The 24,220-nt window shown below is 72.5% G+C and carries 21 protein-coding genes and 2 tRNA genes; 16 read left to right on the forward strand and 7 right to left on the reverse strand.

Annotation, left to right across the window (positions count from 1 at the left end):
* Positions 1–37: 37 nt before the first annotated feature.
* Entirely contained in the window at positions 38–835 is a 798-nt protein-coding gene (locus A4A78_RS10600; RefSeq protein ID WP_062949040.1) for an ABC transporter permease, read from the reverse strand.
* A complete protein-coding gene (locus tag A4A78_RS10605) occupies positions 832–1,587 on the reverse strand; it encodes an ABC transporter ATP-binding protein (RefSeq protein WP_062949042.1) in 756 nt (251 codons plus the stop codon). The genes A4A78_RS10600 and A4A78_RS10605 overlap by 4 nt, the downstream gene beginning before the upstream one ends.
* 119 nt (positions 1,588–1,706) lie before the next feature.
* Between A4A78_RS10605 and A4A78_RS10610 the strand changes: the two genes are divergently transcribed.
* Together A4A78_RS10610 and A4A78_RS10615 are read left to right on the forward strand one after the other, a co-directional pair.
* Entirely contained in the window at positions 1,707–2,807 is a 1,101-nt protein-coding gene (locus A4A78_RS10610) for a sensor histidine kinase (protein WP_231881015.1), read from the forward strand.
* On the forward strand, positions 2,804–3,448 hold the full coding sequence (locus A4A78_RS10615; protein WP_062949047.1) for a response regulator transcription factor: 645 nt from the start codon (positions 2,804–2,806) through the stop codon (positions 3,446–3,448). Before A4A78_RS10610 ends, A4A78_RS10615 begins: the two co-directional genes overlap by 4 nt.
* Positions 3,449–3,556: 108 nt before the next feature.
* On the opposite strand, the gene A4A78_RS10620 is transcribed toward A4A78_RS10615, so the two are convergent.
* Positions 3,557–3,630: transfer RNA gene (locus A4A78_RS10620), tRNA-Gly, on the reverse strand.
* Positions 3,631–3,768: 138 nt separating this feature from the next.
* On the opposite strand from A4A78_RS10620, the gene A4A78_RS10625 reads away from it, so the two are divergent.
* The 3 genes from A4A78_RS10625 to A4A78_RS10635 all read left to right on the forward strand — a co-directional run bounded on the left by A4A78_RS10625 (position 3,769) and on the right by A4A78_RS10635 (position 6,278).
* Positions 3,769–3,842, forward strand: a tRNA-Pro gene (locus A4A78_RS10625).
* Between the two features lie 85 nt (positions 3,843–3,927).
* Positions 3,928–5,466, forward strand: coding sequence for a trigger factor (gene tig, locus A4A78_RS10630; protein ID WP_062949049.1), 1,539 nt, complete (start codon positions 3,928–3,930; stop codon positions 5,464–5,466).
* Positions 5,467–5,609: 143 nt separating this feature from the next.
* Positions 5,610–6,278 (forward strand): dihydrofolate reductase family protein, encoded by a 669-nt coding sequence (locus A4A78_RS10635; RefSeq protein ID WP_062949051.1) that lies wholly within the window; start codon positions 5,610–5,612, stop codon positions 6,276–6,278.
* A gap of 58 nt (positions 6,279–6,336) precedes the next feature.
* On the opposite strand, the gene A4A78_RS10640 is transcribed toward A4A78_RS10635, so the two are convergent.
* Positions 6,337–7,173: a C40 family peptidase gene (locus A4A78_RS10640; RefSeq protein ID WP_062949053.1), complete on the reverse strand. Its 837-nt coding sequence runs from the start codon at positions 7,171–7,173 to the stop codon at positions 6,337–6,339.
* A 399-nt stretch (positions 7,174–7,572) separates the two neighbouring features.
* On the opposite strand from A4A78_RS10640, the gene A4A78_RS10645 reads away from it, so the two are divergent.
* The 4 genes from A4A78_RS10645 to A4A78_RS10660 all read left to right on the forward strand — a co-directional run bounded on the left by A4A78_RS10645 (position 7,573) and on the right by A4A78_RS10660 (position 11,358).
* Positions 7,573–8,148, forward strand: coding sequence for an ATP-dependent Clp protease proteolytic subunit (locus A4A78_RS10645; RefSeq protein WP_062949835.1), 576 nt, complete (start codon positions 7,573–7,575; stop codon positions 8,146–8,148).
* An 82-nt stretch (positions 8,149–8,230) separates the two neighbouring features.
* Positions 8,231–8,899, forward strand: coding sequence for an ATP-dependent Clp protease proteolytic subunit (locus tag A4A78_RS10650; protein ID WP_062949837.1), 669 nt, complete (start codon positions 8,231–8,233; stop codon positions 8,897–8,899).
* A gap of 30 nt (positions 8,900–8,929) precedes the next feature.
* Positions 8,930–9,697: a response regulator transcription factor gene (locus tag A4A78_RS10655; protein ID WP_062949839.1), complete on the forward strand. Its 768-nt coding sequence runs from the start codon at positions 8,930–8,932 to the stop codon at positions 9,695–9,697.
* Positions 9,694–11,358, forward strand: coding sequence for a cell wall metabolism sensor histidine kinase WalK (locus A4A78_RS10660; RefSeq protein WP_062949055.1), 1,665 nt, complete (start codon positions 9,694–9,696; stop codon positions 11,356–11,358). Before A4A78_RS10655 ends, A4A78_RS10660 begins: the two co-directional genes overlap by 4 nt.
* Positions 11,359–11,518: 160 nt before the next feature.
* Here the strand turns inward: A4A78_RS10660 and A4A78_RS10665 are convergent, their stop codons facing one another.
* From A4A78_RS10665 to A4A78_RS10675, 3 genes are all read right to left on the reverse strand, one after another.
* On the reverse strand, positions 11,519–13,000 hold the full coding sequence (locus A4A78_RS10665) for a carbohydrate-binding domain-containing protein (RefSeq protein WP_062949057.1): 1,482 nt from the start codon (positions 12,998–13,000) through the stop codon (positions 11,519–11,521).
* A 119-nt stretch (positions 13,001–13,119) separates the two neighbouring features.
* Positions 13,120–13,965 carry a VTC domain-containing protein gene (locus tag A4A78_RS10670; protein WP_062949059.1) on the reverse strand — a complete coding sequence of 282 codons (846 nt, stop codon included), beginning with the start codon at positions 13,963–13,965 and terminating at the stop codon, positions 13,120–13,122.
* Positions 13,952–14,635, reverse strand: coding sequence for a DUF4956 domain-containing protein (locus A4A78_RS10675; protein ID WP_062949061.1), 684 nt, complete (start codon positions 14,633–14,635; stop codon positions 13,952–13,954). Before A4A78_RS10675 ends, A4A78_RS10670 begins: the two co-directional genes overlap by 14 nt.
* Before the next feature lie 191 nt (positions 14,636–14,826).
* Between A4A78_RS10675 and A4A78_RS10680 the strand changes: the two genes are divergently transcribed.
* The 7 genes from A4A78_RS10680 to nrfD all read left to right on the forward strand — a co-directional run bounded on the left by A4A78_RS10680 (position 14,827) and on the right by nrfD (position 24,200).
* The gene (locus tag A4A78_RS10680) at positions 14,827–15,765 is read left to right on the forward strand and encodes a phosphodiester glycosidase family protein (RefSeq protein ID WP_062949063.1); all 939 of its coding nucleotides are present in this window, start codon (positions 14,827–14,829) and stop codon (positions 15,763–15,765) included.
* A 101-nt stretch (positions 15,766–15,866) separates the two neighbouring features.
* Positions 15,867–17,015 (forward strand): bifunctional glycosyltransferase family 2/GtrA family protein, encoded by a 1,149-nt coding sequence (locus A4A78_RS10685; RefSeq protein WP_197466668.1) that lies wholly within the window; start codon positions 15,867–15,869, stop codon positions 17,013–17,015.
* Positions 17,016–17,051: 36 nt separating this feature from the next.
* Positions 17,052–18,392, forward strand: a complete 1,341-nt coding sequence (gene clpX, locus A4A78_RS10690; protein WP_062949069.1) for an ATP-dependent Clp protease ATP-binding subunit ClpX — start codon at positions 17,052–17,054, stop codon at positions 18,390–18,392.
* On the forward strand, positions 18,389–18,733 hold the full coding sequence (locus tag A4A78_RS10695; RefSeq protein ID WP_062949071.1) for a chorismate mutase: 345 nt from the start codon (positions 18,389–18,391) through the stop codon (positions 18,731–18,733). Before clpX ends, A4A78_RS10695 begins: the two co-directional genes overlap by 4 nt.
* 60 nt (positions 18,734–18,793) lie before the next feature.
* Positions 18,794–22,090, forward strand: a complete 3,297-nt coding sequence (gene fdnG / locus A4A78_RS10705; protein ID WP_231881016.1) for a formate dehydrogenase-N subunit alpha — start codon at positions 18,794–18,796, stop codon at positions 22,088–22,090.
* A complete protein-coding gene (locus A4A78_RS10710) occupies positions 22,087–23,088 on the forward strand; it encodes a 4Fe-4S dicluster domain-containing protein (RefSeq protein ID WP_062949077.1) in 1,002 nt (333 codons plus the stop codon). The genes fdnG and A4A78_RS10710 overlap by 4 nt, the downstream gene beginning before the upstream one ends.
* The gene (gene nrfD, locus A4A78_RS10715; protein ID WP_062949079.1) at positions 23,085–24,200 is read left to right on the forward strand and encodes an NrfD/PsrC family molybdoenzyme membrane anchor subunit; all 1,116 of its coding nucleotides are present in this window, start codon (positions 23,085–23,087) and stop codon (positions 24,198–24,200) included. The genes A4A78_RS10710 and nrfD overlap by 4 nt, the downstream gene beginning before the upstream one ends.
* Positions 24,201–24,220: the final 20 nt, after the last annotated feature.

Genomic DNA, 24,220 nt, shown 5'->3' on the forward strand with positions numbered 1-24,220 from the left:
CGGCGGCGACGCCCCGTGCCGGGCCCCGCGGCACCCCTCACTCCCAGCGGAACAGCGCCCCGGCCACGACCGTCCCGACCACCACGGCGCCGACGAGCGCGGCCAGGGCCTGGCCGGGCAGGGGCTGGCCCGCCCACGCCGCCGCGAGAGCATCCACCCCCGCGCCGAAGGGGAGCAGCGCGCCGATCTCGGCGAGCGGCCCCGGCAGCGAGTCGCGGCCCCCGAACATGCCGCCGAGCGCGCCGAGACCCAGGAAGCCGAGCAGCCCGATGGCGGTCCCGGCGCTCGGGGACGGGGCGACGGCGGCGACGATCATCCCGGTCGCGTACATCGCGGCGGCGGTGAGGGCCAGGGCGAGGAGCGCCGCCCCCAGGTGCAGCGGGGGATTCGCGCCGAAGGCGAGGGCCGCCACGGCGGCGGCGACGAGGATCCCGAGCGCCGCCTGCACCGCCGAGACGATCGTCTGGGCGAGCAGCACCAGCACCGGGGAGGCCGGGGTCACCGCGAGGCGGCGCAGGATCCCCGACTTGCGGTAGTAGGCCAGGAAGCTCGGCATGTTCAGCACGCCCACGAACGCCAGCACCATCACCAGCACGAGCGGCAGCACGTACAGGTCCAGCACGGTGCGACCGGCGACGATCTCCTGGCGGCTCGCGCCCGCGGCGCTCGTGAGCAGGATCAGCAGCGGGAGGGCGAAGGGCGTGACCAGTCCCGCCACGTCGCGGGCGACCATCCTCCCCTCGGCGCGGACCATCATCATGAGCGCCCGCGCGCCGGGTCGTCGGGGGCGCGGCGCGGGTGCGGCAGGGGAGGCGGTGTCCTGGGCGGCGGTCATCGGAGGGTCTCCTGTGCGTGGGGCGAGCTCCCGGTGAGGTCGACGAAGGCGTCCTCGAGGGACGCGGCGCCCGCGGCGGCGGTGACCTCGGCGGGAGTGCCCGCGGCGATCCCCCGTCCGGCCCGGAGCAGCACGATCCGGTCGCACAGGCGCTCCACCTCGTCCATCGCATGGCTGACCAGGAGGATGGTCGTGCCCTCGCCGCGGAGCGTCTCGAGGGTGCGCCACATGCGCCTGCGCGCCGACGGGTCCAGCCCCGTGGTGAGCTCGTCGAGGATCAGCACCCTGGGCCGGCCGATCATCGCCAGCGCCACCGAGACCCGCTGCTGCTGGCCTCCGGAGAGGCGCTCGAAGCGGGTCGCCGCCTGCTCGCGCAGCTCCACCAGGTCCAGCAGCTCCTCGCGAGGGCGCGGGCAGGGGTAGAAGCTGCCGTACAGGTCCACGAGCTCGCCGACGGCGAGGGCGCCGTGGAGGAAGCTCTCCTGGAGCTGGACCCCGAGCACCTGCCGCAGGGCGGCGCGGTCGCGCACCGGGTCCAGGCCGAGCACGGAGATCCGTCCGGCGTCCGCACGGCGCAGTCCGGCGACCAGCTCGACCGTCGTGGTCTTCCCCGCGCCGTTCGCGCCGAGGACGCCGAAGGTCTCTCCTCGCTCGACCTCCAGGTCGAGCCCGTCCACGGCAGGGCGTCCGCGATAGCTCTTGCGCAGCCCGACGATCCGCACCGCCGGGTCCTGTCCGCTGTGTCCGTCCATGCCTCGACGCTAGGGAGGGGACCGTGCGCGGCGCCGGTGCCGCCGGTCACCGGTGCGAGGTCCGCGGACCATGACGATCGGCACGGGTGGTCGTCGAGCCATCTCCCTACTCTGGGACCATGCCGTGGTTGAGGACGGAGGGCTGGGCCGGGGCGGTGATGCTGGTGGTCGCCGTCGGCGTCTCCCTGCCCGCGCTGCTGGGTGTGATCGACTCCGCCCTCCCGCGACCGCTGTGGCTCGTGCTGCTCGTGGCGTACCTGCTGGGCTTCGGGGCGATGGGGGTCGTCGGCCGGCCGTGGTGGGAGCGTGCCTCGCTCGCGGTCGCGGTGCTGTGCTCCTGGGCGCTGATCCTCTCGACGGCCGGAGGCGGATTGATCCAGGTGCTCGTGGTGCTGACGGCCGCTGCGAGCGTGTACGTCGTCCCGGCGCCGGCCACCGCCGTGATCATCGTGCTGAACACGGGGGTGGTCGCGGCCTCGGTCCAGCTCGCCCACGGCGACACGATCGAGACGCTGGTCCTCTCGGCGTTCTATCTGCTGATCCAGGTCGCGAGCGCCTTCAGCACCGCGACCCTGCTGCGCGAGGTGCGGATGCGCACGGAGCTCGCCCGCGCCCACGTCGAGCTGCGCGCGGCGGCCGTCCTGCTGGAGCAGTCGGCACGGACCGCGGAGCGGCTGCGGATCTCGCGCGAGCTGCACGACCTCATCGGGCACCAGCTCACGGTCCTTACCCTCAGCCTCGAGGCCGCCCGCCACCTCGAGGGCGAGGAGTCCGCCCGCCAGGTCGAGCGCGCCGACCGGGTGGCCCGGGAGCTGCTGGGCGATGTGCGCACGACGGTGGGGGAGATGCGGGAGCGGCCCACGGACCTCGGCACCGCGCTGCGCGGCATGGTCGAGGGTCTGCCCGGGCTGGACGTCGAGATCGAGACCGATCCCGGGCTGAGCCTCGGGGAAAGCGAGCAGATCGCCCTGATCCGCCTCGCCCAGGAGACGGTGACCAACACGCTGCGCCATGCCGGGGCCACGCGACTGCGGATCGAGGTGAGCGCCCAGGACGGCGACATCGTGCTGCTCGCCCGCGACGACGGCGCCGGGGCCGGGGAGCTGGCGCTCGGGAACGGGCTCCGGGGACTTCGCGAGCGCTTCGAGCAGCTCGGCGGGGAGATCACCATCGACCCGGGGCCCGGCTTCATGGTGCGCGGACGGCTGGCCGGCTCATGACGCGGGTGATCGTCGCGGACGACCAGGCCCTCGTGCGCGAGGGGATCCGGACCCTGCTCGAGGTCGCCGGCATCGAGGTGGTCGCGGAGGCCGAGGACGGTGCGCAGGCGGTCGCGGCGATCGAGGAGCACGCGCCCGAGGTCGCGCTCATGGACCTGCGCATGCCGCGCCACGACGGCATCTGGGCGCTCGAGCAGCTGCGCGAGCAGGGCAGCGCGGTGCCGGTGCTGGTCCTGACCACCTTCGACGACGACCAGCTGGTGCTGCGCGCCCTGCGGGCGGGGGCACGCGGCTATCTGCTCAAGGACGTCACCATCGCGCGGCTCGCCCATGCGGTCGGCGTCCTCGCCGACGGCGGCACGCTCATGTCCCCCTCGGTCACCGACTCGCTGCTGCGCGCCCTCCGCGACGGGGTGGAGGAGCGGGAGGTGCAGGAGGCGCCGCTCCAGGCGCTCACCCCGCGGGAGATCGAGGTGCTGCGGCTCGTGGCGGAGGGCTGCAGCAACCGGGAGATCGCCGAGGTGCTGCATCTCGCCGAGGGCACCGTGAAGAACCACCTCTCGGTGATCCTGCAGAAGACCGGCTCCCGGGACCGCACCAGCGCGGTGCTCCGGGCGCTGCGCGAGGGGCTGCTGGGATGAGCAGGGTGGTACGACGGAAGCGGGCGGCGGCGCGCTGAGCGGGCGGGCACGAGCCCCGGACGCGACCGGGCCGCATCTCCCTGAGCAGGGAGGATGCGGCCCGGATGCTGGAGCGGGCGACGGGAATCGAACCCGCGTAATCAGTTTGGAAGACTGAGGCTCTACCATTGAGCTACGCCCGCATGCGGCCCCTATTGAACCAGATCAGAGCCGTCCGAGCACATCCGGCGTGGCCGGGACGACATGCATCTGCTCACAGGGCCCCGGGCGCTCCCCGCCGCCGCACGGGCGGAACGGGTAATATCCCCTGGGTTGCCCTCCGGGGTGTAGCTCAGTTTGGTAGAGCACCCGCTTTGGGAGCGGGAAGTCGCAGGTTCAAATCCTGTCACCCCGACTCCGCCGCCGGGTCGCCGCCGCGCGAGCTCCGGGGCGCCACCAGAAACGTCCATCCGATGTCCATCTACAGGGAGACCTGACCAGTGAAGACCGAGTCCGAGAAGCTCAGCCCCACCCGGGTGAAGCTCACCGTCGAGGTGCCCTTCGACGAGCTCAAGCCCGCCGTCGAGGCGGCCACCACGAAGATCGCCGATCAGGTGCAGATCCCCGGCTTCCGCAAGGGCAAGGTCCCCTCCAAGCTCGTCGAGCAGCGCTTCGGCCGCCCCGCGATCATGCAGGAGGCCGTCAACGACGCCCTGCCCGACTTCTACCAGCAGGCCGCGGCCGAGGCTGAGCTCAAGCCCGTCGGCCGCCCCGAGGTCGAGGTCACCGAGGTGCCGGGCCTGGACGGCTCCGAGGAGGGCAACCTGCTCTTCACCGTCGAGCAGGACGTCCGCCCCGAGATCGAGCTGCCCGACTTCGCCTCCTACGAGGTCGAGATCGAGGAGCCCGAGGTCGACGCCGACGCCGTCCAGGTGCGCCTGGACGAGCTGCGCGAGCGCTTCGGCACCCTCGTGGGCGTGGACCGCCCGGCCGAGGACGGCGACTTCGTCTCCCTCGACATGATCGCCACCATCGACGACGAGGAGATCGAGTCCGTCGAGGGCGTCTCCTACCGCATCGGCGAGGGCAACATGCTCGAGGGCCTCGACGAGGCGCTCATCGGCCTGTCCGCCGAAGAGACCACCACCTTCGTCTCGAAGCTCGCCGGCGGCGACCGCGCGGGCGAGGAGGCGCAGGTCAAGGTCACCGCGCAGTCCGTGAAGGTGCGCGAGCTGCCCGAGGCCGACGACGAGTTCGCCGAGATGGCCTCCGAGTTCGACACCATCGACGAGCTCAAGGAGGACCTCAAGGTCCAGGCCGAGAAGGACGCCGAGGGCAACCGCGTGGCGCTCGCCCGCAACGCCCTGCTCGAGAAGCTCCTCGAGGAGCTCGAGATCCCCGTGCCCGAGCAGCTGGTCGAGGACGAGATCCTCTCCCACCTGCAGAACGAGGGCAAGGAGGCCGGCGACCCGCACGGCGAGGAGATCCGCGAGGACACCGAGAAGGCGATCCGCGCCCAGTTCGTGCTCGACGAGATCAACGGCACCCGCCAGGTCGACGTCGACCAGAACGACCTCATGAGCTACATGACGCAGCTCTCCGCGCAGTACGGCATCGAGTCGAACCAGCTGCTGCAGATGCTCGCCCAGTCCGGCCAGCTCGAGCAGATCTTCGCCGAGGTGCAGCGCTCCAAGGCGCTCGACGTGGTCCTCGCCGACGTCACCGTCAAGAACGCGAAGGGCGACGTGCTCGACCTCGGCCTGAAGGCCGAGGAGGCCGACGACGCCGAGCAGGCCGAGGACGCCGAGGAGAAGCCCGCCGCGAAGAAGGCTCCGGCCAAGAAGGCCGCGGCGAAGAAGGCTCCCGCCAAGAAGGCCGCTGCGGCCGACGAGGCCGCCGCCGACGAGTCCGCCGAGGACGCGGAGGCCGAGAAGCCCGCCGCGAAGAAGGCTCCGGCCAAGAAGGCCCCCGCCAAGAAGCCGGCCGCCAAGAAGGCGTCGGCGAAGGACGAGGCCGCCGCGGACGAGACCGCCGAGTGACCCTCCGCCGCTGACGGGGCCCCGCCCCCGCACGGCAGATCGAACGGGCCGTCACCCCTTCCGGGGGTGGCGGCCCGTCGGCGTCGGTGGGAGACTGCCCGTCCCGGCGAGCGCCGGGGACCGCCGACGCCCGGGAGCGACCCATGGCACCGCACCGACCCGAGAGTCCCGACGACCCCGCCGCGGCCACGGCCGGCACGCAGGCCCCGCAGGGCAGGGTCACCTGGGGGTTCACCGCCTCGCTCGACGGCTTCATCACGGGGCCCGAGCACGACATGGCCTGGCTCGAGGCCTGCCCGCCCATGGACGGCGAGGTCGTGGCGCGGCTCGCCGAACCCGTCGGCGTGATCATCTCCGGCCGGCGCGGCTACGACGCCGCGGTCGCACAGGCGGCCGAGCGCGGCGAGCTGACCTCCGAGGCCTACGGCGGGGCCTGGGACGGGGTCGAGATCGTGCTGACCCATCGGCCCGAGGAGCTCGCCGGCGATCCCTCGGTGACCGCCCTGGACGTCGACGTGGCCGAGGCGATCCGTCGCGCCCACGAGCTCGCGGACGGCAAGGACGTGCAGATCATCAGCGCCGACATCGCCCGCCAGGCCCTCGAGCTCGACCTCGTCGACGAGCTGCAGATCTTCTCCGCACCGGTGATGCTCGGCGACGGGACGCGCGCCTTCTCGGTGCCCGGCGGGCGGCGGATCGACTGGGAGCTGGTCGGGCCGATCCCGGGCGCGGAGGCAGGACTCGGCCGTCTCTACCGTCCGCGCGGGACGGCGGGGAGTGGAGACGAGGCCGAAGGACCAGGGGCCGGATGAACGGGAACGGCCCGGCTCCCGCGAGGGGAGCCGGGCCGTGGACCGAGGAGCCGGTGGCTCAGCGGTAGGTGACGAAGCCGATCGGGTTGCCCCAGATGGAGCGCTCGACGACGCGCTGCTTCGAGCCGGAGGCGTCGATGATCTGGCCGTTGCCGGCGTAGATCGCGACGTGGCCGGACCAGGCGACGATGTCGCCGGGCTGGGCCTGCGACTGGGAGATCCAGCGGCCGCCGTTGGCGATCTGGCCGGAGGTGCGCGGCAGCGAGATGCCAGCGGCCTTGTAGGCGTAGTTCACGAGGCCCGAGCAGTCCATGCCGCCGAGGGAGGAGCCGCCCCAGGAGTAGGGGGTGCCCACGGCGGAGCGGGCCGCGTTCACGATGGTGCTGGAGGAGCCGGAGGAGGAGCTCGAAGCGCTCGAGGAGGGGGCGGAGGCGCCGCCGGTGGAGACGCCGCCGTTGAGGGCGGCGCGGGTGTTCGGGCCGACGACCCCGTCGACCTGGAGGCCCTTGGAGGACTGGTAGTCCTTGACCGCCGCGTGGGTGCGCTTGCCGAACACGCCGTCGACCGCGAGGCCCGCGCCGTTCGCGTTCAGCGCCGACTGCAGCTCCTGCACGGCGCCGCCGCGGGAGCCCCAGCGGAGCTTCTGGGTGGAGTTCAGGGCGGCCGACGGGGCGACCGAGGGGGCGGCGTCGGCCGTGGCCGGAGCGGCGGTGGCCGGAGCGGCCGGGGCGCTCGGGGTGGCGGGCGCGGCCTGGGCCGAGGCGCCGGTGAAGGCGGTGCCGAGGACGACGGTGCCGAGGACGGCGGCGCCGCCGAGGCCGCGGGCCGCGGTGCCGGCCTGGCGGGTGGGGAGCTGGGCGCGGCCGGGGAGACGGTGGGAGTTGTGCTGAGCCATGGTGAGCGGGAGTTCCTTCCGATCCCGACCGGGGGTCGGGGGCATTCCTGCGGGATGTCGCGACCTCTGGGGTCGGGCTGGTGACTTCACGGTAGGAGGATCTCCGGCCCGTTCTGAAGGTGCTTGGCAGACCCGGAGAACGCTTTTTGTCTCTTTTTTACACATAGGCAGGAAGTCGTGACCGACTCTCGCCCCGCCTTGACGATCCCGGGGGCGGGCCGCCACAGGCGCGCCGGCGCCGCGCCAGTGCGCCTGCGGCGAACAGGGCCCGTCACCCTCCCGCCCAGCGCCTAGAGTCGACGCATCGACGATTCCCGCGATCAAGGAGCCCCCGTGACCTCTCAGACCCCGCAGAGCAGCCAGCCCTCCGCGCCCCGTGACGCGGCCGGCGATTCCCCGATGGGCCTCGACGACAACGTCTACCAGCGCCTTCTGCGCGAGCGCATCGTGTGGCTCGGCTCGGAGGTCCGCGACGAGAACGCCAACGCGATCTGCGCCAAGATCCTGCTGTTGGCCGCCGAGGACCCCGAAAAGGACATCTACCTCTACATCAACAGCCCCGGCGGCTCGATCACCGCGGGCATGGCCATCTACGACACGATGAAGTTCGTCAAGCCGGACATCGTGACCGTCGGCATGGGCATGGCGGCCTCGATGGGCCAGTTCCTGCTCTCCTCCGGCACGAAGGGCAAGCGCTACGCGACCCCGCACACCCGCGTGCTCATGCACCAGCCGCTCGGCGGCCTCGGCGGCACCGCCACCGACATCCGCATCCAGGCCGACCTCATCCTCTCGATGAAGAACCAGCTCGCCGAGCTGATCGCCGAGCAGACCGGCAAGAGCGTCGAGCAGATCCACGCCGACTCCGACCGCGACCACTGGTTCACGGCGGCGGAGGCACTGGAGTACGGCTTCATCGACAAGATCGTCGCCGGCTCCGGCGACGTCACGGGCGGCGGCGGCACCGACAGCTGATCGCCCCCTCCAGAACCTTCCGACACCTTCGAGACCAGGAGACCCCGTGACCTTCGATCCCCGCACCATCGGCGCGCTGCCCATGGCCCAGGCCGGCGCGCAGCCCACCGCCGCCGCTCAGATGCCGACCTCCCGCTACGTGCTGCCCCAGTACGAGGAGCGCACCGCCTACGGCTTCAAGCGCCAGGATCCCTACACCAAGCTCTTCGAGGACCGCATCATCTTCCTCGGCGTGCAGGTGGACGACGCCTCGGCCGACGACGTCATGGCGCAGCTGCTCGTGCTGGAGTCCCAGGACCCCGATCGCGACATCACGCTGTACATCAACAGCCCCGGCGGCTCGTTCACCGCGCTGACCGCGATCTACGACACGATGCAGTACATCAAGCCCGAGATCACCACCGTGTGCCTCGGCCAGGCGGCCTCCGCCGCCGCCGTGCTGCTCGCGGCCGGCGCGCCGGGCAAGCGCCTCGCGCTGCCGAACGCCCGCATCCTCATCCACCAGCCCGCGATGGGCGGCGAGGGCGGCGGCGGCCAGGCCTCCGACCTCGAGATCCAGGCCAACGAGATCATGCGCATGCGCGAGTGGCTGGAGGAGACCCTCGCCCACCACTCGGGCCGCACCAAGGAGCAGGTGAGCGCCGACATCGAGCGCGACAAGATCCTCACCGCGCAGGGCGCCCTCGAGTACGGCCTGGTCGACCAGGTGCTCGCCTCCCGCAAGGAGGCGCGTCCGGCGCTCGGGCGCTGACGCGTCGGCGACGATCCGTCGGTGAACCCGATGAGCACCCCGCAGCAGGGCGGCACGGACTCCTCCGTGACCGCCCTGCTGCGCTCCCTGCCGGAGCTGCGCCGCCTCGACGGGACCCCGATCAGGCTGCTCGTGCTCGAGGACGAGCCGGCGATCGCGGAGCTGGTCCGGCTGCCGCTGGTGATGCTGGGCTGGGACGTGCGCGTGGTCGGCGACGGCCTCGAGGCCGTGCGCGCCGCCCGTGACCTGCGCCCGGATGCGTTGGTGCTGGACCGGATGGTCCCCGGCGTCGACGGGCTCACCGCTCTGGCCCGGATCCGCGCCTTCCACCCCGAGGTCCCTGCGCTGGTCCTCACCGCGATGAACGCGCCGGTCGAACGTGTCGGCGGCCTCGCCGCGGGCGCCGACGACTACGTCACCAAGCCGTTCACCGCCGAGGAGGTCGTCTTCCGCCTCCACCGTCTCGTGCAGCGCTCGGGCATCACCGCGGCCGACGACGACACCCTCCGCGTCGGGGACCTCGTCATGGACCGCGCCACGCACGAGGTGACCCGGGCCGGGGAGCCGATCGAGCTCACCGCCACCCAGTACCAGGTCCTCGAGTACCTCATGGAGAACCCGGATCGGGTCCTGTCCAAGTCACTGATCCTCGAGAAGGTGTGGCACTACGACTTCGGCGGGCGGGACAACGTGGTGGAGATGTACATCTCCTACCTGCGCAAGAAGATCGACGCGGGCCGCGCGCCGATGATCCGCACCGTCCGCGGCGCCGGCTACATGCTGCGGGCCGCGGAATGAGCACGGGCCGGACCCGCACCCCGCTGCGGCGTCTGCTCGCGCTCACGGTGCTGGTCGCCGTGCTCCTGGCCGTCGCCCTGATCGGCGTGGTCACCCACGTCTCGGTCTCCCACCGCCTGACCGCCCAGACGGATCAGGAGCTGACCCGCGCGATCGAACGCGCCGCGGGCTACGACCCGGGGCTGTTCGGGGACGGCGGCGGACCGACCGGCGGCCGCGGCGCGGGGGAGCCCGACGCCACCAGCGCACCGGCCGACGGGGGCGGGGACTCCGGGCCGTCCGCCGGTGCGCCCTCGGACGGCGGCGGCGACTCCTCCGCACCGGGCTTCCTCAGCGGCCCGGGTCAGGGGGAGTACACCCTCGCGGCGGTCCTCGACGAGGACGGGACGGCCACCGAGGGCGGCTGGGTCGACGCCCAGGGCGCCGTGCACGACCTCACGCAGGAGGACGCGAAGGTCCTGCGCGAGGCGGCGCCCGAGGCCGCCGCGCCGCGGACGGTGGAGCTCGGGATCGGCACCTACCGGGTGCAGTCCGTGGACTCCCGTGACGGGGGCACGATCCTGGTGGGCGTCTCGGTCGAGGAGCAGCAGCAGACGGTCCGACGGCTCGACCTCACCCTGGTGGCCGTGGGGATCGGCGCCGCGGTCCTCGCCACCGCCGTCGGCCTGCTGCTGATCTCCCGTTCGCTGCGCCCGCTGGTCGAGGTCGCGCATGTCGCCGATGCGGTGAGCGACCAGGACCTCGCCGCTGACGCCGCGGGGACGCGCATCCGGGTGCGGCCCGCCACCAGCAGCGGACCCGACGAGGTCGCACGCGTCTCCCGTGCCCTGAACGCGATGCTGGACCACGTGGACGAGGCGCTCGCCGCCCGCCACCGCAACGAGCAGACCATGGCGCGCTTCGTCGCCGACGCCTCCCACGAGCTGCGCACCCCTCTGACGATCATGGGCGGTTACCTCGACCTGCTCCGCGGCCCCGCGCTGCGCGACGAGGACGAACGGGCCCGGGCGCTCGAGCGGGTGCGCGCCCAGACCTCCCGCATGGCCCGCCTGGTCGAGGACCTGCTGCTGCTGAACCGGCTCGAGCAGGCCGAGCGCCCCGCACGCATCGCGGTGGCGCTGGACGAGCTGGCGCTGGACGCGGCGATGGACGCGCAGACCGCCGCGACCTCGCACAGCGTCCTGACGGACTTCGAGGACCTCCCCGACGGGGAGGCGCGGGTGCTCGCCGCGCCCGGCCACGTCGAGCGGATCCTCGCGAACCTGCTGTCCAACGCCGTCAAGCACACCCCGGCGGGCACGAGCGTCGAGGTGCGGCTGGACCGCGACGGGGACGGCGTGGTGCTCGAGGTGATCGACGACGGTCCGGGGATGGACGCGGAGACCCTCGCGAGCATCTTCGACCGCTTCTCCCGGGCGGACCCCTCCCGCAGCTCCGGTGCGCCGCACCCGCTGGACGCCGACAGCTCGGACCGCGATCCCTCCGGCGCCGGGGACGCGGCGCAGGACCACGAGGGGGCGCGTCTCGAGAACCAGGGATCAGCAGGGCTCGGCATGGCGCTCGTCCGCGCGCTGGCCGAGGCCGACGGCGCCGACGTCGAGGTCCGCTCCGCCCCGGGCAACGGCACCCGGGTGCGGGTGCGCTTCGAGCCCGCGGACTGAGCAGACGCGGACGCGCCGCCCGTTCCCGACAAGGAGGTGCCGCCCGGCCCCGACAAGGCGCCGCCCGTTCCCGACAAGGAGGCGCCGCCCGGGCCCGGGCGGACGCGACGGGACCCCGCGGCGGCGCGGCGCCCGCGGGGTCCCGGAGAGGCGGGGGCGATCAGCGGGTGGGCGGCTGACCGCCGCCCTGGCCTCCACCCATGCCGCCGCCGGTCATGGTGCTGACCTCCTCGAGATCGGTGACCTCGGCGCCGTTGGCGGTGAGGGTGCCGCCGGTCATCTCGGCGGTGCCGTTGACGTCGATCGCGCCCTCCCCGCCGTTCGAGGCGCTGTCGATCGTGAGATCCCCGCCCGTGATCGAGAGGGAGCCGTTGGAGTCGATGCCGTCGGCCCCGGCCCGGATCGTGAGAGTGCCGCCGCTGATCGTCGCCGTCGAGCCGTCATCGGACTCGGAGCCGCCGCCGGGCCCGGCCGGCGCGCCGGACGCCGTGTCGTCGGTCGAGGCGTCCTCGCTCGTCGAGCTGTCGCTCGCGGTGGTCTCCGTCGACTCCTCCTCGGCGGCGTCCGCGGCGGTGGCGTTGAGACCGTCGTCGCTCGCGACCACCGAGACCTCGCCGCCGCTGATCGTCAGCGCGGCCGACTCGATGCCCTCGACGGAGGAGGTGATGTCGACCGTTCCCCCGGCGACCTCGACGGCCTGCTCGCCCGTGATCCCGTCATCCCCGGCGTCGATCGTGAGCGTGCCCCCGCTGACGAGCACCCAGCCGCGGTCGGCGTCCTCGGTGTTGTCGGACTTCAGAGCGTCGCCTCCCGACTGGATCGTGAGATCGCCGTCCAGGACGCTGACGTAGTCCTGGCCGCGCACCGCGTCGTCCGCCGCGGTGAGGGTGTAGGTGCCCGAGACGATCACGATCCCGTCCCGGGAGCTGATCGCGTCGTTCGTGCTGCCGGTGACGTCGAGCGAGCCCTCCCCGGCCAGGGTGAGGTCGGCGGCCGAGGCGATCGCGGCGACCGGGGTGGAGTCGTCGGCGACCTCGTAGCCGCTGCCGTCGGCGATCGAGTTCTCCGTGCCGGAGGCGGTGTAGAGGGTGACCTCGTCGGCGGAGGTCACCGACAGACCCGGGCCGGTGGTGGAGGTGATGTCGACCCCGTCGAGGATCAGCGTCACGCTCTCCTCGTCCCCGGCGGCGACGACGACGGAGCCGTCGGAGAGGCTGCCGGAGAGGCGGTACACGCCGCCGGCCGTGATCGTCACGGTCGAGCCGTCCACGGTGACCGCGTCGGAGTCGGAGGTGGAGTCGTCGTCCGAGAGCGAGACGGTGCTGACCTCGTCCTCGGACCAGGTCAGGTCGTCCGCGTCGTAGTGCGTGTCGATCGAGGCGAGGGTGCTCGAGGTGGAGGCGCTCTGCGCGGTCGTGGTCGTCGTGGTGGAGGCGTCGGAGCCCGACAGCGCCGCACCGGCGCCCACCGAGCACGCCGCCAGGGTGACGACGGCCGCGGCGGAGACGGCGCCGATCGAGAGCCGGCGCAACCGGCTGCCGAACCGGGGGCGGTTCCGGGTCGGGGAGGTGGCGGCGGCGGTCCCGGCGGCGGTGTCGGCGTGGATGGGCGTGCGACGGGCGGTGCTGCGGTCGGTGTGCATGGCGGTGTCCTGTTCCTCGGGTGCGGGTGCGGGTGCGGGTGCGGGTGCGGGTGCGATGGGCGTGGCAGAGGCGGTCGGGGTGGAGGTGGTCGGAGTGCGGCGTCGGGGTGCGGGGCGGGTCACGGCTGCCCCGTCCTCTGGAGGGTGCGGAGGGTGCGGCGCCAGCGGTTGTCCGCGGCGGCGCCCTCGTCGAGTCCCAGCAGGGCCAGGCCGACGGCGAACTTCGAGATCCGCACGGGGCGGTGGCCGAGCCTCCACAGGTGCCGGTCGGCGCTGCACGGGGACTGTCCGGTCTTCGTCTCGACCACCACCATCGGGGTGCTCAGCTCGCGGGAGGAGGCCGGATCGGTCCAGGTCAGGCCGGTGTCGACGGTGATCCGGGCGCCCTCTCGCGGGAGGGCGAGAGTGGTGCGTGTGTAGGAGGTGCGCAGCACGCCCCGCAGCTCCTCGGGGAGCACGCGGCTGCCCAGCTGGGACAGGGTCAGCCCGAGCTCGTCGCGTTCTGCGGGGCCGAGCGGGAGCGCCGTGGGGTCTCCCGGCGCGCCGAGTCCGGGTCCGACCGCGTCCCAGTCGAGGGGGAGGCGGCGCTTCTCCGACTCGTCGCGCCCGGTGGGCGACTTGACCTCGAGCCAGGCGCGGTGCGAGTCGAGATAGCAGCGGGTGCGGACCTTCACGCGGCGGCGGCGTCCGGTGGCGGCCGCCCGGTAGCTCTCCCCGGTCCCTGCCGGTGCGGTGTCGAAGTAGACCGAGGCGCAGTGGAAGGAGGTGCGTCCCTCGTGCTCGAGCACCCGGGTGCCGGCGGCGAGATGGCCCACCAGTCGCTGCGCCTCCCGGGCGGGGAGGAGGTACTTGCGGTCCACCCGCAGCATCCGTGCCGCCGCAGACTCGAGGCCCGGGAGGTCGATGGTCGCGAGGCCCCGCACGTCCAGGGGGCGAGCGCCGGTCGCGAGATCAGTGCCGCGCATGGGAGCCTCCCCGTCCGAGGACGAGCGGGGCGGTCTGCTCGAGGCTACGCGGGGCGTCCGCGGAGGGCTGCGGTGCCTCGGCCTCGGGGATCGCCCCGGACGCGGCGGGGGAGGCCTTCGACCAGCGCTGGTCCTGGTGGCCGACGGTCACGGTCGTGGTGTCGCGCACCTGGTCGATCTCGTGCACGTCGATCGTGGTGATGCGGGCGTCCAGGAGATGGCTCAGGTGCAGGCGCAGCTCCTCCTCGTCGAGAAGGGCCCGGTCCAGGACCAGGTCGGTGCGGTGGTGCCGGGACATGAGGGCGGGGGAGTCCACCACCGCGAGCGCCACCACGATCAGCAGCATGAAGGCGATGCTCAGCCACACCGGCGTCACCGCGATGCCGGCCACCAGGGCCAGCGCCAACGAGGCGAAGTAGTAGGCGATCTCGCCCTGGCTGAGCTCGTCGGAGCGGAGCCTGATGATCGACAGCACGCCGAAGAGTCCCAGGCCCAGACCCGCCGTCACGGTGGAGTCGGCGAGGACCGCGGCGACGGCGAGGACGCCCACGTTCACGCCGATGTAGGCGACGACGAGGTCGCGCCGGCGGTGTCGCGGCCAGTAGATCGCGCCGACCAGCAGCGAGATCAGGACCAGGTCCAGCGCCTGGAGGAGGAGTGCGGTGCTCATGAGGGGAGTCCTTCGTCGGGTGCGGGCCGGGGGCGGCTGCCCCGGGCGGTACGAGGACAAGGCTGGAGGGCGGACCTTTCGTTCACCTTTCGCCGCCCTTCCGCTTCGCCAAGAGCCTGACCTGCAGGGATCACAGCGGATCGAAAGGTTCTCCAGGAGGTGGCGAAAGGTCCGCAGGCGAGGGTGCCGACATGGACACACGCACCCGCTCCCACACCCGCCGCTCGCTGCTCGGCGGCGGCGCCGCGCTCGCCGTCGGCACCGCCGCCTCCGCCGGTTGGGCCTATGACCGCTTCCTGCGCGAGAAGGCCCAGGCCACCGATGTCACCGCCCTCGAGGACGAGGACGCCGTGGTGGAGGTCGACAGCGCCTCGGCCGTCACCACCGCCACCACCTACGAGTCCGGGACCGCCTCGATCTCCCTCTCCTCGCGCACCTCGGGCAGCGGCGACGAGGCGCTGGCCTGGTTCGTCGCGTCCGTCGCGGTGACCGATGCGAGGGTGGTCCGGGCCGCGTTCGCGGAGGACACCTTCGGGCAGAACATCACCGAGCTGCCCTCCGAAATCGCCTCCGCGCACGGCGCCGTGCTGGCGATCAACGGCGACTACTACGGCTTCCGCTCGACCGGGATCGTGCTGCGCAACGGGGTGGTCCACCGCGACGAGCCGGCCCGGGACGCGCTGGTGATGTACACCGACGGGCGCGTCGAGGTCGTGGACGAGACCACCACCTCCGCGCAGGAGCTGCTCGAGGACGGCGCCTGGAACGTGCTCTCCTTCGGCCCCGCGGTGGTCGTCGACGCGGCGGTGCCCGACGGCATCGAGGACATCGAGATCGACACCAACATCGGCAACCACTCGATCCAGGGGCGGCAGCCCCGCACCGCCGTCGGCGCACGGGAGAACGGCGACCTCGTGCTGATGGTCGTCGACGGGCGCGCGGAGGGCTATTCGCGCGGCGTCACCCTGCCGGAGCTCGGAGCGCTGCCGCTGGACGAAGGATGCGTGACCGGCTACAACCTCGACGGCGGCGGGTCCTCGACGATGCTGTTCGACGGCGAGCTCGTCAACCGTCCCCGCGGCGGCACCGAGGAGCGCGCCACCTCCGACATCCTGTACGTGGCGGGATGAGCCCCGTGCACGGCGGAACCTCGACCTCGGCAGGGGCCGCGAGCGCGCGCGGGACCGCGAGTCCGCGCGGGTCCGGGACCGCGTCGGCCCCGAGGGCGATCGTGCTGATCCCGGTGCTGAACCCCGGCCCCGCGCTGCTCGGGCTCGTCGACGAGCTGCTGACCGCTCCTGCGGCCGCCGCCGACGGCGACCCGGTCGACGGGGTCGTGGTGATCGACGACGGCTCGGGGCAAGGCCCTGACGGGCTCCACGACCAGCTGTTCGACGCTCTCGCCTCCCGGGGCGCGCTCGTGCACCGCCTGCCCCTCAACCGCGGGAAGGGCGCGGCGCTGCGCGAGGGGGTGCGCCTGATCGCCGAGCGCTTCCCCGGGGCCGCGATCGTGACGGCCGACGCCGACGGACAGCACCTGCCCGAGGACATCCGTGCCGTCGCCCGCGGGACGGTCCCACGGGCGGGCCGCGAGGGGCGCACCGGCTATGGGGCCGGGAGCGGCGCGACGGGCACGGCCGCCGGCACCGGGACCGGCCCCGCGATGGCCGACGGACGGCCCGCTCTCGTGCTCGGCGTGCGGGTCTTCGGCGCGGACATGCCGTTGCGCAGCCGCGTCGGGAACCGAGCGAGCACGCTCCTGGCGGCCGTGCTCACCGGCCGCTGGCTCCCCGACACCCAGAGCGGGCTGCGCGGCATTCCTGCGGCCGCGATCCCGTGGATGCTCGACCAGCCCGGTGACCGCTACGAGTACGAGATGAGGACCCTCATGGCCATGGCCGCCGACCGCGGGACGCCGCGGGTCAGGACCGTTCCGGTGAGAGCCGTCTACGAGGAGGGCAACCCCACCAGCAGCTTCCGCCCCGTACGGGACTCGCTGCGCGTGATGCGCCCGGTCGGTGCGTTCCTCGCCTCCGGTGCGCTCTGCGCAGGTCTCGATGTGGGGCTGTTCGCCCTGCTGGTGGCGGCGGGCCTGCCGGTGGCGGGTGCGGTGGTGCTGGCCCGTGCCTGCTCCGCCGCCGTGAACTTCGTGCTCAACCGGCGTCTGGTGTTCCACGACACGGCGCCCTGGTGGCGCGCCGCGGCGCGATACCTGCTGCTGGCCCTCGCCGTCGTCGCCGGCGGCGCGACGATCACCCAGCTCCTGGTGTCTGCCGGAGCTCCGGTGCTGCCGGCGAAGATCGTCGCGGATCTCGTCATGGCGACGCTCTCGTTCAGCCTTCAGCGAGCCTGCGCGGTCCCACGGCGGCGTGACGGGTAGTCTTGACGGACCTGAGCGCCGAGGAGGAGGACAGCTGTGGCACGTACGAGCGAGAACGGGGACGTTTTCAAGTGCTCCTTCTGCGGCAAGTCGCAGAAGCAGGTCGAGCGCCTGATCTCGGGGCCGGGGGTGTACATCTGCGAGGAGTGCATCGAGCTGTGCAACGAGATCATCGCCGAGGAGATCCAGGCCGCTCAGCCCGCCGCCGAGGAGCAGGCCCCGCTGCCCGCCCCGCGCGAGATCTTCGACTTCCTCGAGGAGTACGTGGTCGGCCAGGAGCCCGCCAAGCGCGCCCTCGCCGTCGCGGTCTACAACCACTACAAGCGCGTGCGTGCGCAGGACGCCGCGCAGGCGGCTCCGAACGCGAAGAGCGCCGCCGCGACCCTCGCCGAGGAGGCGAGCGACGACCACGAGGACATCGAGGTCTCCAAGTCCAACGTCATGCTGGTGGGCCCCACCGGCTGCGGCAAGACCTATCTCGCCCAGACCCTCGCCAAGATGCTCGACGTCCCCTTCGCGATGGCGGACGCCACCGCGCTGACCGAGGCCGGCTACGTCGGCGAGGACGTCGAGAACATCCTGCTGAAGCTCCTGCAGGCCGCGGACTACGACGTGAAGAAGGCCGAGCGCGGCATCATCTACATCGACGAGGTGGACAAGATCGGCCGCAAGGCCGAGAACCCCTCGATCACCCGTGACGTCTCCGGCGAGGGCGTGCAGCAGGCGCTGCTGAAGATCCTCGAGGGCACGGTCGCGGCGGTGCCGCCGCAGGGCGGGCGCAAGCACCCCCATCAGGAGTTCATCCAGATCGACACGACGAACGTGCTGTTCATCGTGGCGGGCGCCTTCGCCGGCATCGAGGACATCATCGGCTCCCGCATCGGCAAGCGCGGGATCGGCTTCGGCTCCGAGCTGCACTCCCCGCTCGCGCAGGAGGCGCTGTACTCGAAGCTGCTGCCCGAGGACCTGCTGAAGTTCGGCCTGATCCCCGAGTTCATCGGCCGCCTGCCGGTGATCACCAGCGTCTCGAACCTCGACCGGGAGGCGCTGATCACGATCCTCACCGAGCCGCGCAACGCGCTGGTGAAGCAGTACCGCAAGATGTTCGCGCTGGACGGCGTCGAGCTCGACTTCGAGCGCAGCGCCCTGGAGGCCATCGCGGACAAGGCGGTCGAACGGGAGACCGGTGCGCGCGGCCTGCGCGCCATCCTCGAGGAGTCCCTCCAGCCGGTCATGTTCGAGGTCCCCTCGCGGGACGACGTGGTCAAGGTGGTCATCACCGAGGGCGTCGTGACCGAGGGGCGGGCGCCCCTGATGCTCACCGGCAAGGACGCGGACCGCGAGCACGACAGCGGCCGGCAGGAGCGCACCGCATGAGCGCATCCGGTCACGCGGGCGCGCCGCGCGAGGCGGACGTCGCCCGGGCCCGGGAGCTGCTGGGGGAGGAGCGGCGCAGCATCGACAACATCGATGCCGCCCTCGTGCACCTGCTCGCCGAGCGCTTCTGCCACACCCAGCGCGTGGGCCTGCTGAAGGCCGAGCACGGCCTGCCGCCGGCGGACCCGGACCGCGAGCAGCAGCAGATCGAGCGTCTGCGCTCCCTCGCCGACGACGCGGGGCTGGACCCCACCTTCGCCGAGGCGTTCATGCGCTTCATCGTCACCGAGGTGATCCGCCACCACGAGCGGATCCGCGACGAGGGCGCCGCCGGGGCCTGACCCGGCCGGGACCTCGTCGAACACGCCCTTCGGGCCGAAACCGCTGATAGCATCCGGGACATGGCTCGAAAGACGTTCCTCGACTGGCCGGTGATCCGGCAGCTTCGCGGGGCGGATCCGACGGGACGCGGCACCGCCGTCACGTCCCCGCGGACCCGCAGCACGATGCCGCGCACCGCGGAGGCGGACGGTGTCACCGACAGCGTCTGCCCGTACTGCGCCGTCGGCTGCAGCCAGCGCGTCTTCCACAAGGACGGACGCGTCATCAACATCGAGGGCAACCCGGACTCCCCGGTCTCCCGGGGTCGGCTGTGCCCGAAGGGTGCCGCGAGCGAGCAGCTCGCGAACTCCTACCTGCGCCAGACGAAGGTCCGCTACCGCCGCCCCTACGGGACCGAGTGGGAGGACCTCGACCTCGACACCGCGATGGACATGATCGCGGACCGCTTCCTCGAGGCGCGCCGGAAGCACTGGGAGGACGAGGACGAGCAGGGCAACCCCCTCCGGCGGACGATGGGCATCGCGAGCCTCGGCGGCGCGACCATCGACAACGAGGAGAACTATCTGATCAAGAAGTTCTTCACCGCCGCGGGCGCCATCCAGATGGAGAACCAGGCCCGCATATGACACTCCGCCACGGTTCCCAGTCTGGGAGCCTCGTTCGGTCGTGGCGGTGCCACGAACACGGTGCAGGACTTCGCCAACGCTGACCTCATCGTCATCGAGGGCTCGAACATGGCCGAGGCCCATCCGGTCGCCTTCCAATGGGTGATCGAGGCGCGCAAGCGCGGCTCCCGGGTCATCCACGTCGACCCGCGGTTCACGCGCACCTCCGCCAACGCCGACCGGCACATCCCGATCCGCACCGGCACGGACATCGTGCTGCTCGGCGGCGTGATCCGGCACGTGCTCGAGAACGAGCTGTACTTCAAGGAGTACGTGCAGGCGTACACCAACGCCTCGACGCTCATCTCCGAGGCGTACGGCGACCCCGAGGACCTCGACGGGCTGTTCTCCGGCTACGACCCGGAGACCGGCACCTACGACAACTCCACCTGGGCGTACGCCGGCGACCCGGACATGGTCACGCGCGGCCTGCCCGATCGCGACGAGACGCTGCAGCACCCCCGCACCGTGTTCCAGATCCTGAAGCGTCACTACGCGCGCTACACCCCGGAGATGGTGCAGGAGACCTGCGGCATCTCCCCGGAGGACTTCGCGTACCTGGCCGACGCCATCGCGGAGAACTCGGGCCGGGAGAAGACGACGATGTTCGCCTACGCGCTGGGCTGGACCCAGCACCAGGGCGGCGCGCAGATGATCCGCACCTCCGGGATCCTCCAGCTGCTCATGGGCAACGTGGGCCGCCCCGGCGGCGGCATCATGGCGCTGCGAGGGCACGCCACGATCCAGGGATCCACCGACATCCCGACGCTCTACCACATCCTCCCCGGCTACCTGCCGATGCCGAAGGCCGGGCAGGACGACTTCCACGAGTACACCCGCGCGATGGGGAAGAAGGAGCAGAAGGGCTTCTGGGCCAACGCCGACGTCTACACGATCAACCTGCTCAAGGCCTGGTGGGGCAAGCACGCCACCGCCGAGAACGACTGGGGCTTCCACAAGCTGCCCCGGCTCACCGGCGCGCACGGCACCTACCAGACCCTGATGCGGATGCTCGAGGGCGGCGTCGACGGGTACTTCCTGTTCGGCCAGAACCCCGCGGTCGGCTCGGCCAACGGGCGCATGCAGCGCCTGGGCCTGACGCACCTGAAGTGGATGGTGGTGCGCGACTTCTACATGATCGAGTCGGCCAGCTTCTGGAAGGACGGTCCGGAGATCGAGTCCGGGGAGCTCTCCCCGGAGCAGATCGGCACCGAGATGTTCTTCCTGCCGGCCGCGAACCACACCGAGAAGGCCGGGTCGTTCACGCAGACCCAGCGCATGGTGCAGTGGCGCGACCAGGCCGTGGAGCCGCCGGGCGACGCCAGGAGCGACCTCGAGTTCATGTACGAGCTGGGACGTCGGGTGCGGGAGAAGCTCACCGGCTCCACCGACCCGCGCGATCAGCCGATCCTGGAGCTGACCTGGGACTACCCCGTCAACGAGCACGGGGAGCCCGATGCGGAGGCCGTCCTCGCCGAGATCAACGGCGAGCACCTGGCCGGGGAGAAGGCCGGGCAGCCGCTCGCCTCCTTCGGCGAGATGAAGGACGACGGCTCCACGATGGGCGGCTGCTGGATCTACGCCGGCGTCAACGCGGGCGGCGTGAACCGCGCCCGCAGGCGCACCCCCGGCCAGGAGCAGGACGAGACCGCCGCCGACTGGGGCTGGGCCTGGCCCGCGAACCGTCGGATCCTCTACAACCGCGCCTCCGCCGACCCCGAGGGCCGGCCCTGGAGCGAGCGGAAGAAGTGGGTCTGGTGGGACGAGGAGGCCGGGACGTGGACCGGCAGGGACGTCCCCGACTTCCCGCCGACCAAGCGGCCCGACGACCCGGGCGATCCGAGCAAGGGCGGCGCCGCGGCGCTGGCCGGCACGGATGCGTTCATCATGCAGGCCGACGGGCGGGGCTGGCTGTTCGCCCCCACCGGGATGGTGGACGGCCCGATGCCGACGCACTACGAGTCGCCGGAGTCGAACATCCGCAACCCGCTGTACGAGCAGCAGTCCAACCCCACGCGCGTCACCTTCCGGGACGAGGACAACCTCAGCTCCCCGGGCGCGATGGGCGCGGGCGGCGAGGTGTACCCGTACGTGTTCACCACCTACCGGATCACCGAGCACCACACGGCGGGCGGCATGAGCCGCTTCCTGCCCTACCTCTCCGAGCTCCAGCCGGAGATGTACTGCGAGGTCTCCCCGGAGCTCGCCGAGGAGCTGGGCCTCGAGCCGTACGGCTGGGCCACGATCGTCTCGGCGCGCAACGCGATCGAGGCGAAGGTCCTGGTCACCGAGCGGATGACCCCGCTGCAGGTGGGTGGGCGCACCGTCCACCAGATCGGCCTGCCCTTCCACTGGGGCCGTGGTGAGTCGGCCGTCGTGCAGGGTGACGGCGCGAACGACCTGATCGGGATGAACCTCGATGCCAACACGCAGATCCAGAACAGCAAGAACAACTCGTGCACGATCCTGCCGGGCCGCCGCCCCCGCGGGGCGGGCCGCGCCGAGCTGGTGGAGGAGTACCGCCGCAGGGCCGGTCTGATCCCCGCGCTGCACCCGCAGGTCGACGGGGCCGAGGGCGCGCCCGGAGCGGGCCCGGCCGTCGAGGCCACGGCCCATGAGGTGCGCGGACCCGAGGAGGCCTCGGCCGTGCCCACGGGGGAGCCGTCGATGAAGGAGATGAGGAACCGATGAGCCTGCTCGCCGGACCGGAAGGACCCTCCGCGGACGCGGGATGGGACCACGACCACGAGCGCAAGGGGTTCTTCACCGACACCTCCATCTGCATCGGCTGCAAGGCCTGCGAGGTGGCGTGCAAGGAGTGGAACCGCAACCCGATCGACGGCAACCTCGAGATCCTCGGGTCGAGCTACGACAACACCGGCGCGCTCGGCGCGAACACCTGGCGCCACGTCGCCTTCGTCGAGCAGGGCCAGGAGCGGATCGAGGAGGCGCGGGAGTCCGGGCGCAAGCTCGTCAGCCTCGGCATGCCGGGCATCGGCCCGAAGTCCTCCGGCAAGCGCGGCGCGACCCCCGCCGGTGACCTCTCGGGCGTGGACCGCACCCCGCCGGACACCCCCGAGTTCCGCTGGCTGATGTCGTCGGACGTGTGCAAGCACTGTACGAACGCCGGCTGCCTGGACGTCTGCCCGACCGGTGCGATCTTCCGCTCCGAGTACGGCTCCGTCGTGGTGCAGCAGGACGTGTGCAACGGCTGCGGCACCTGCGTGAGCGCCTGCCCCTTCGGCGTCATCGAGCGCCGCGACGACGGCACCGTCTCCCCGTTCGCCGTGCGCGAGGAGGAGGACCCCCGCCGCAACACCGCGAGCAAGTGCACGCTGTGCTACGACCGGCTCGTCGACGGCGAGCAGCCCGCCTGCTCCGCGACGTGCCCCACCCAGTCGATCACCTTCGGCGACCACCCGGACCTCACCGCCGACGCGAAGCAGCGGGTCGCCGACCTGCACGAGCGCGGCATGACCGAGGCGCGGCTGTACGGCGCGAACCCCAAGGACGGCGTGGGCGGCACCGGCTCGGTGTTCCTGCTGCTGGACGAGCCCGAGGTGTACGGCCTCCCGCCGGACCCCCAGGTGCCCACCAAGGCGCTGCCGAAGCTCTACGCCCGCACCGGCATCGCGGCTGCGGGCATGGTCGCGGCCGTCGCGCTGTCCTTCCTGGGGGCGCGTCGATGAGCATCACCGAGTACGACGCGGACCGTCCGCCGGAGAAGCCCCGCCGGCGCGGCGGAGGGAAGCGCCGACGCCGCCGCGGCCTCGGCGAGGTCGGGATGGGCGACGGCTCCCGCGAGGGCGCGGTCGTCGAGGACGTCGAGATCGAGCGGTCCGAGCAGTACGACTCCTACTACGGTCGGCCCGTGGTCAAGGCCCCGCCGTGGAAGGCCCCGATCGCCGTCTACCTGTTCCTCGGCGGCGTCGCCGGCGGCTCGGGCCTGCTGGCCTTCGGGGCGCAGTGCACGGATCGCCCGCTGCTGCGGCGCAATGCGCGCCTCACGGCGCTCGGCACCGTCGGTGTCGGCACGCTGGCGCTCATCGAGGATCTCGGCCGCCCCGAGCGGTTCCTGAACATGATGCGCACGGTCAAGGTCACCAGCCCCATGAGCCTCGGCACCTGGGTGGTGGGAGGCTTCGCCTCGCTGTCCGGCGTGCTCGGCGCGCTCGAGGTCGACCGCCTGGCGGGGGAGAAGCTCCCGCTCGGGGCGCTGCGCCCCCTGCTCAGGGCCGCCGAGGGGCCGGCCTCCCTCGGCCAGGTCGCCCTCGCCCCGCTGCTCGCCTCGTACACCGGTGCGCTGCTGGGCAACACCGTGGTCCCCACCTGGGAGGCAGGCCGCGGCCACCTCTCCTACCTCTTCGCCTCCTCCGCGAGCCTCGCCGCCGGCGGTGCCGCGATGGTCACCACCCCTGTCGCCGAGGCCGGTCCCGCCCGGCTCCTCGCGGCCGCGGGGGTCGCCGGGGACGTGGCGAGCATGCACCTGATGAAGGAGTCGATGCATCCCCTGGAGCGGGAGCCGCTCGAGACCGGGACGCCGGGCAAGCTCCTGACCTGGGCGGAGCGCCTCGCGATCGCGGGCGGCATCGGCACCCTCCTCGGCGGGCGCAGCCGCGTGATCGCGGCGGCGAGCGGCGCCGCGCTGCTGACCGCCTCGGCGCTGACCCGCTTCGGGGTGCTGAACGCCGGGCTCGAGTCCGTGAAGGACCCGCGCCGCGTGATCGAGCCGCAGAAGGCGCGCCTGGCGGCCCGCCGCGCCGCCGGCATCACCGACGACTCGATCACCACCGCCGGCTGAACGGGCGGACCCGCGGGCGC

Origin of the sequence: Brachybacterium sp. sponge (genome assembly GCF_001613775.1) — a bacterium.
GTDB lineage: Bacteria > Actinomycetota > Actinomycetes > Actinomycetales > Dermabacteraceae > Brachybacterium > Brachybacterium conglomeratum.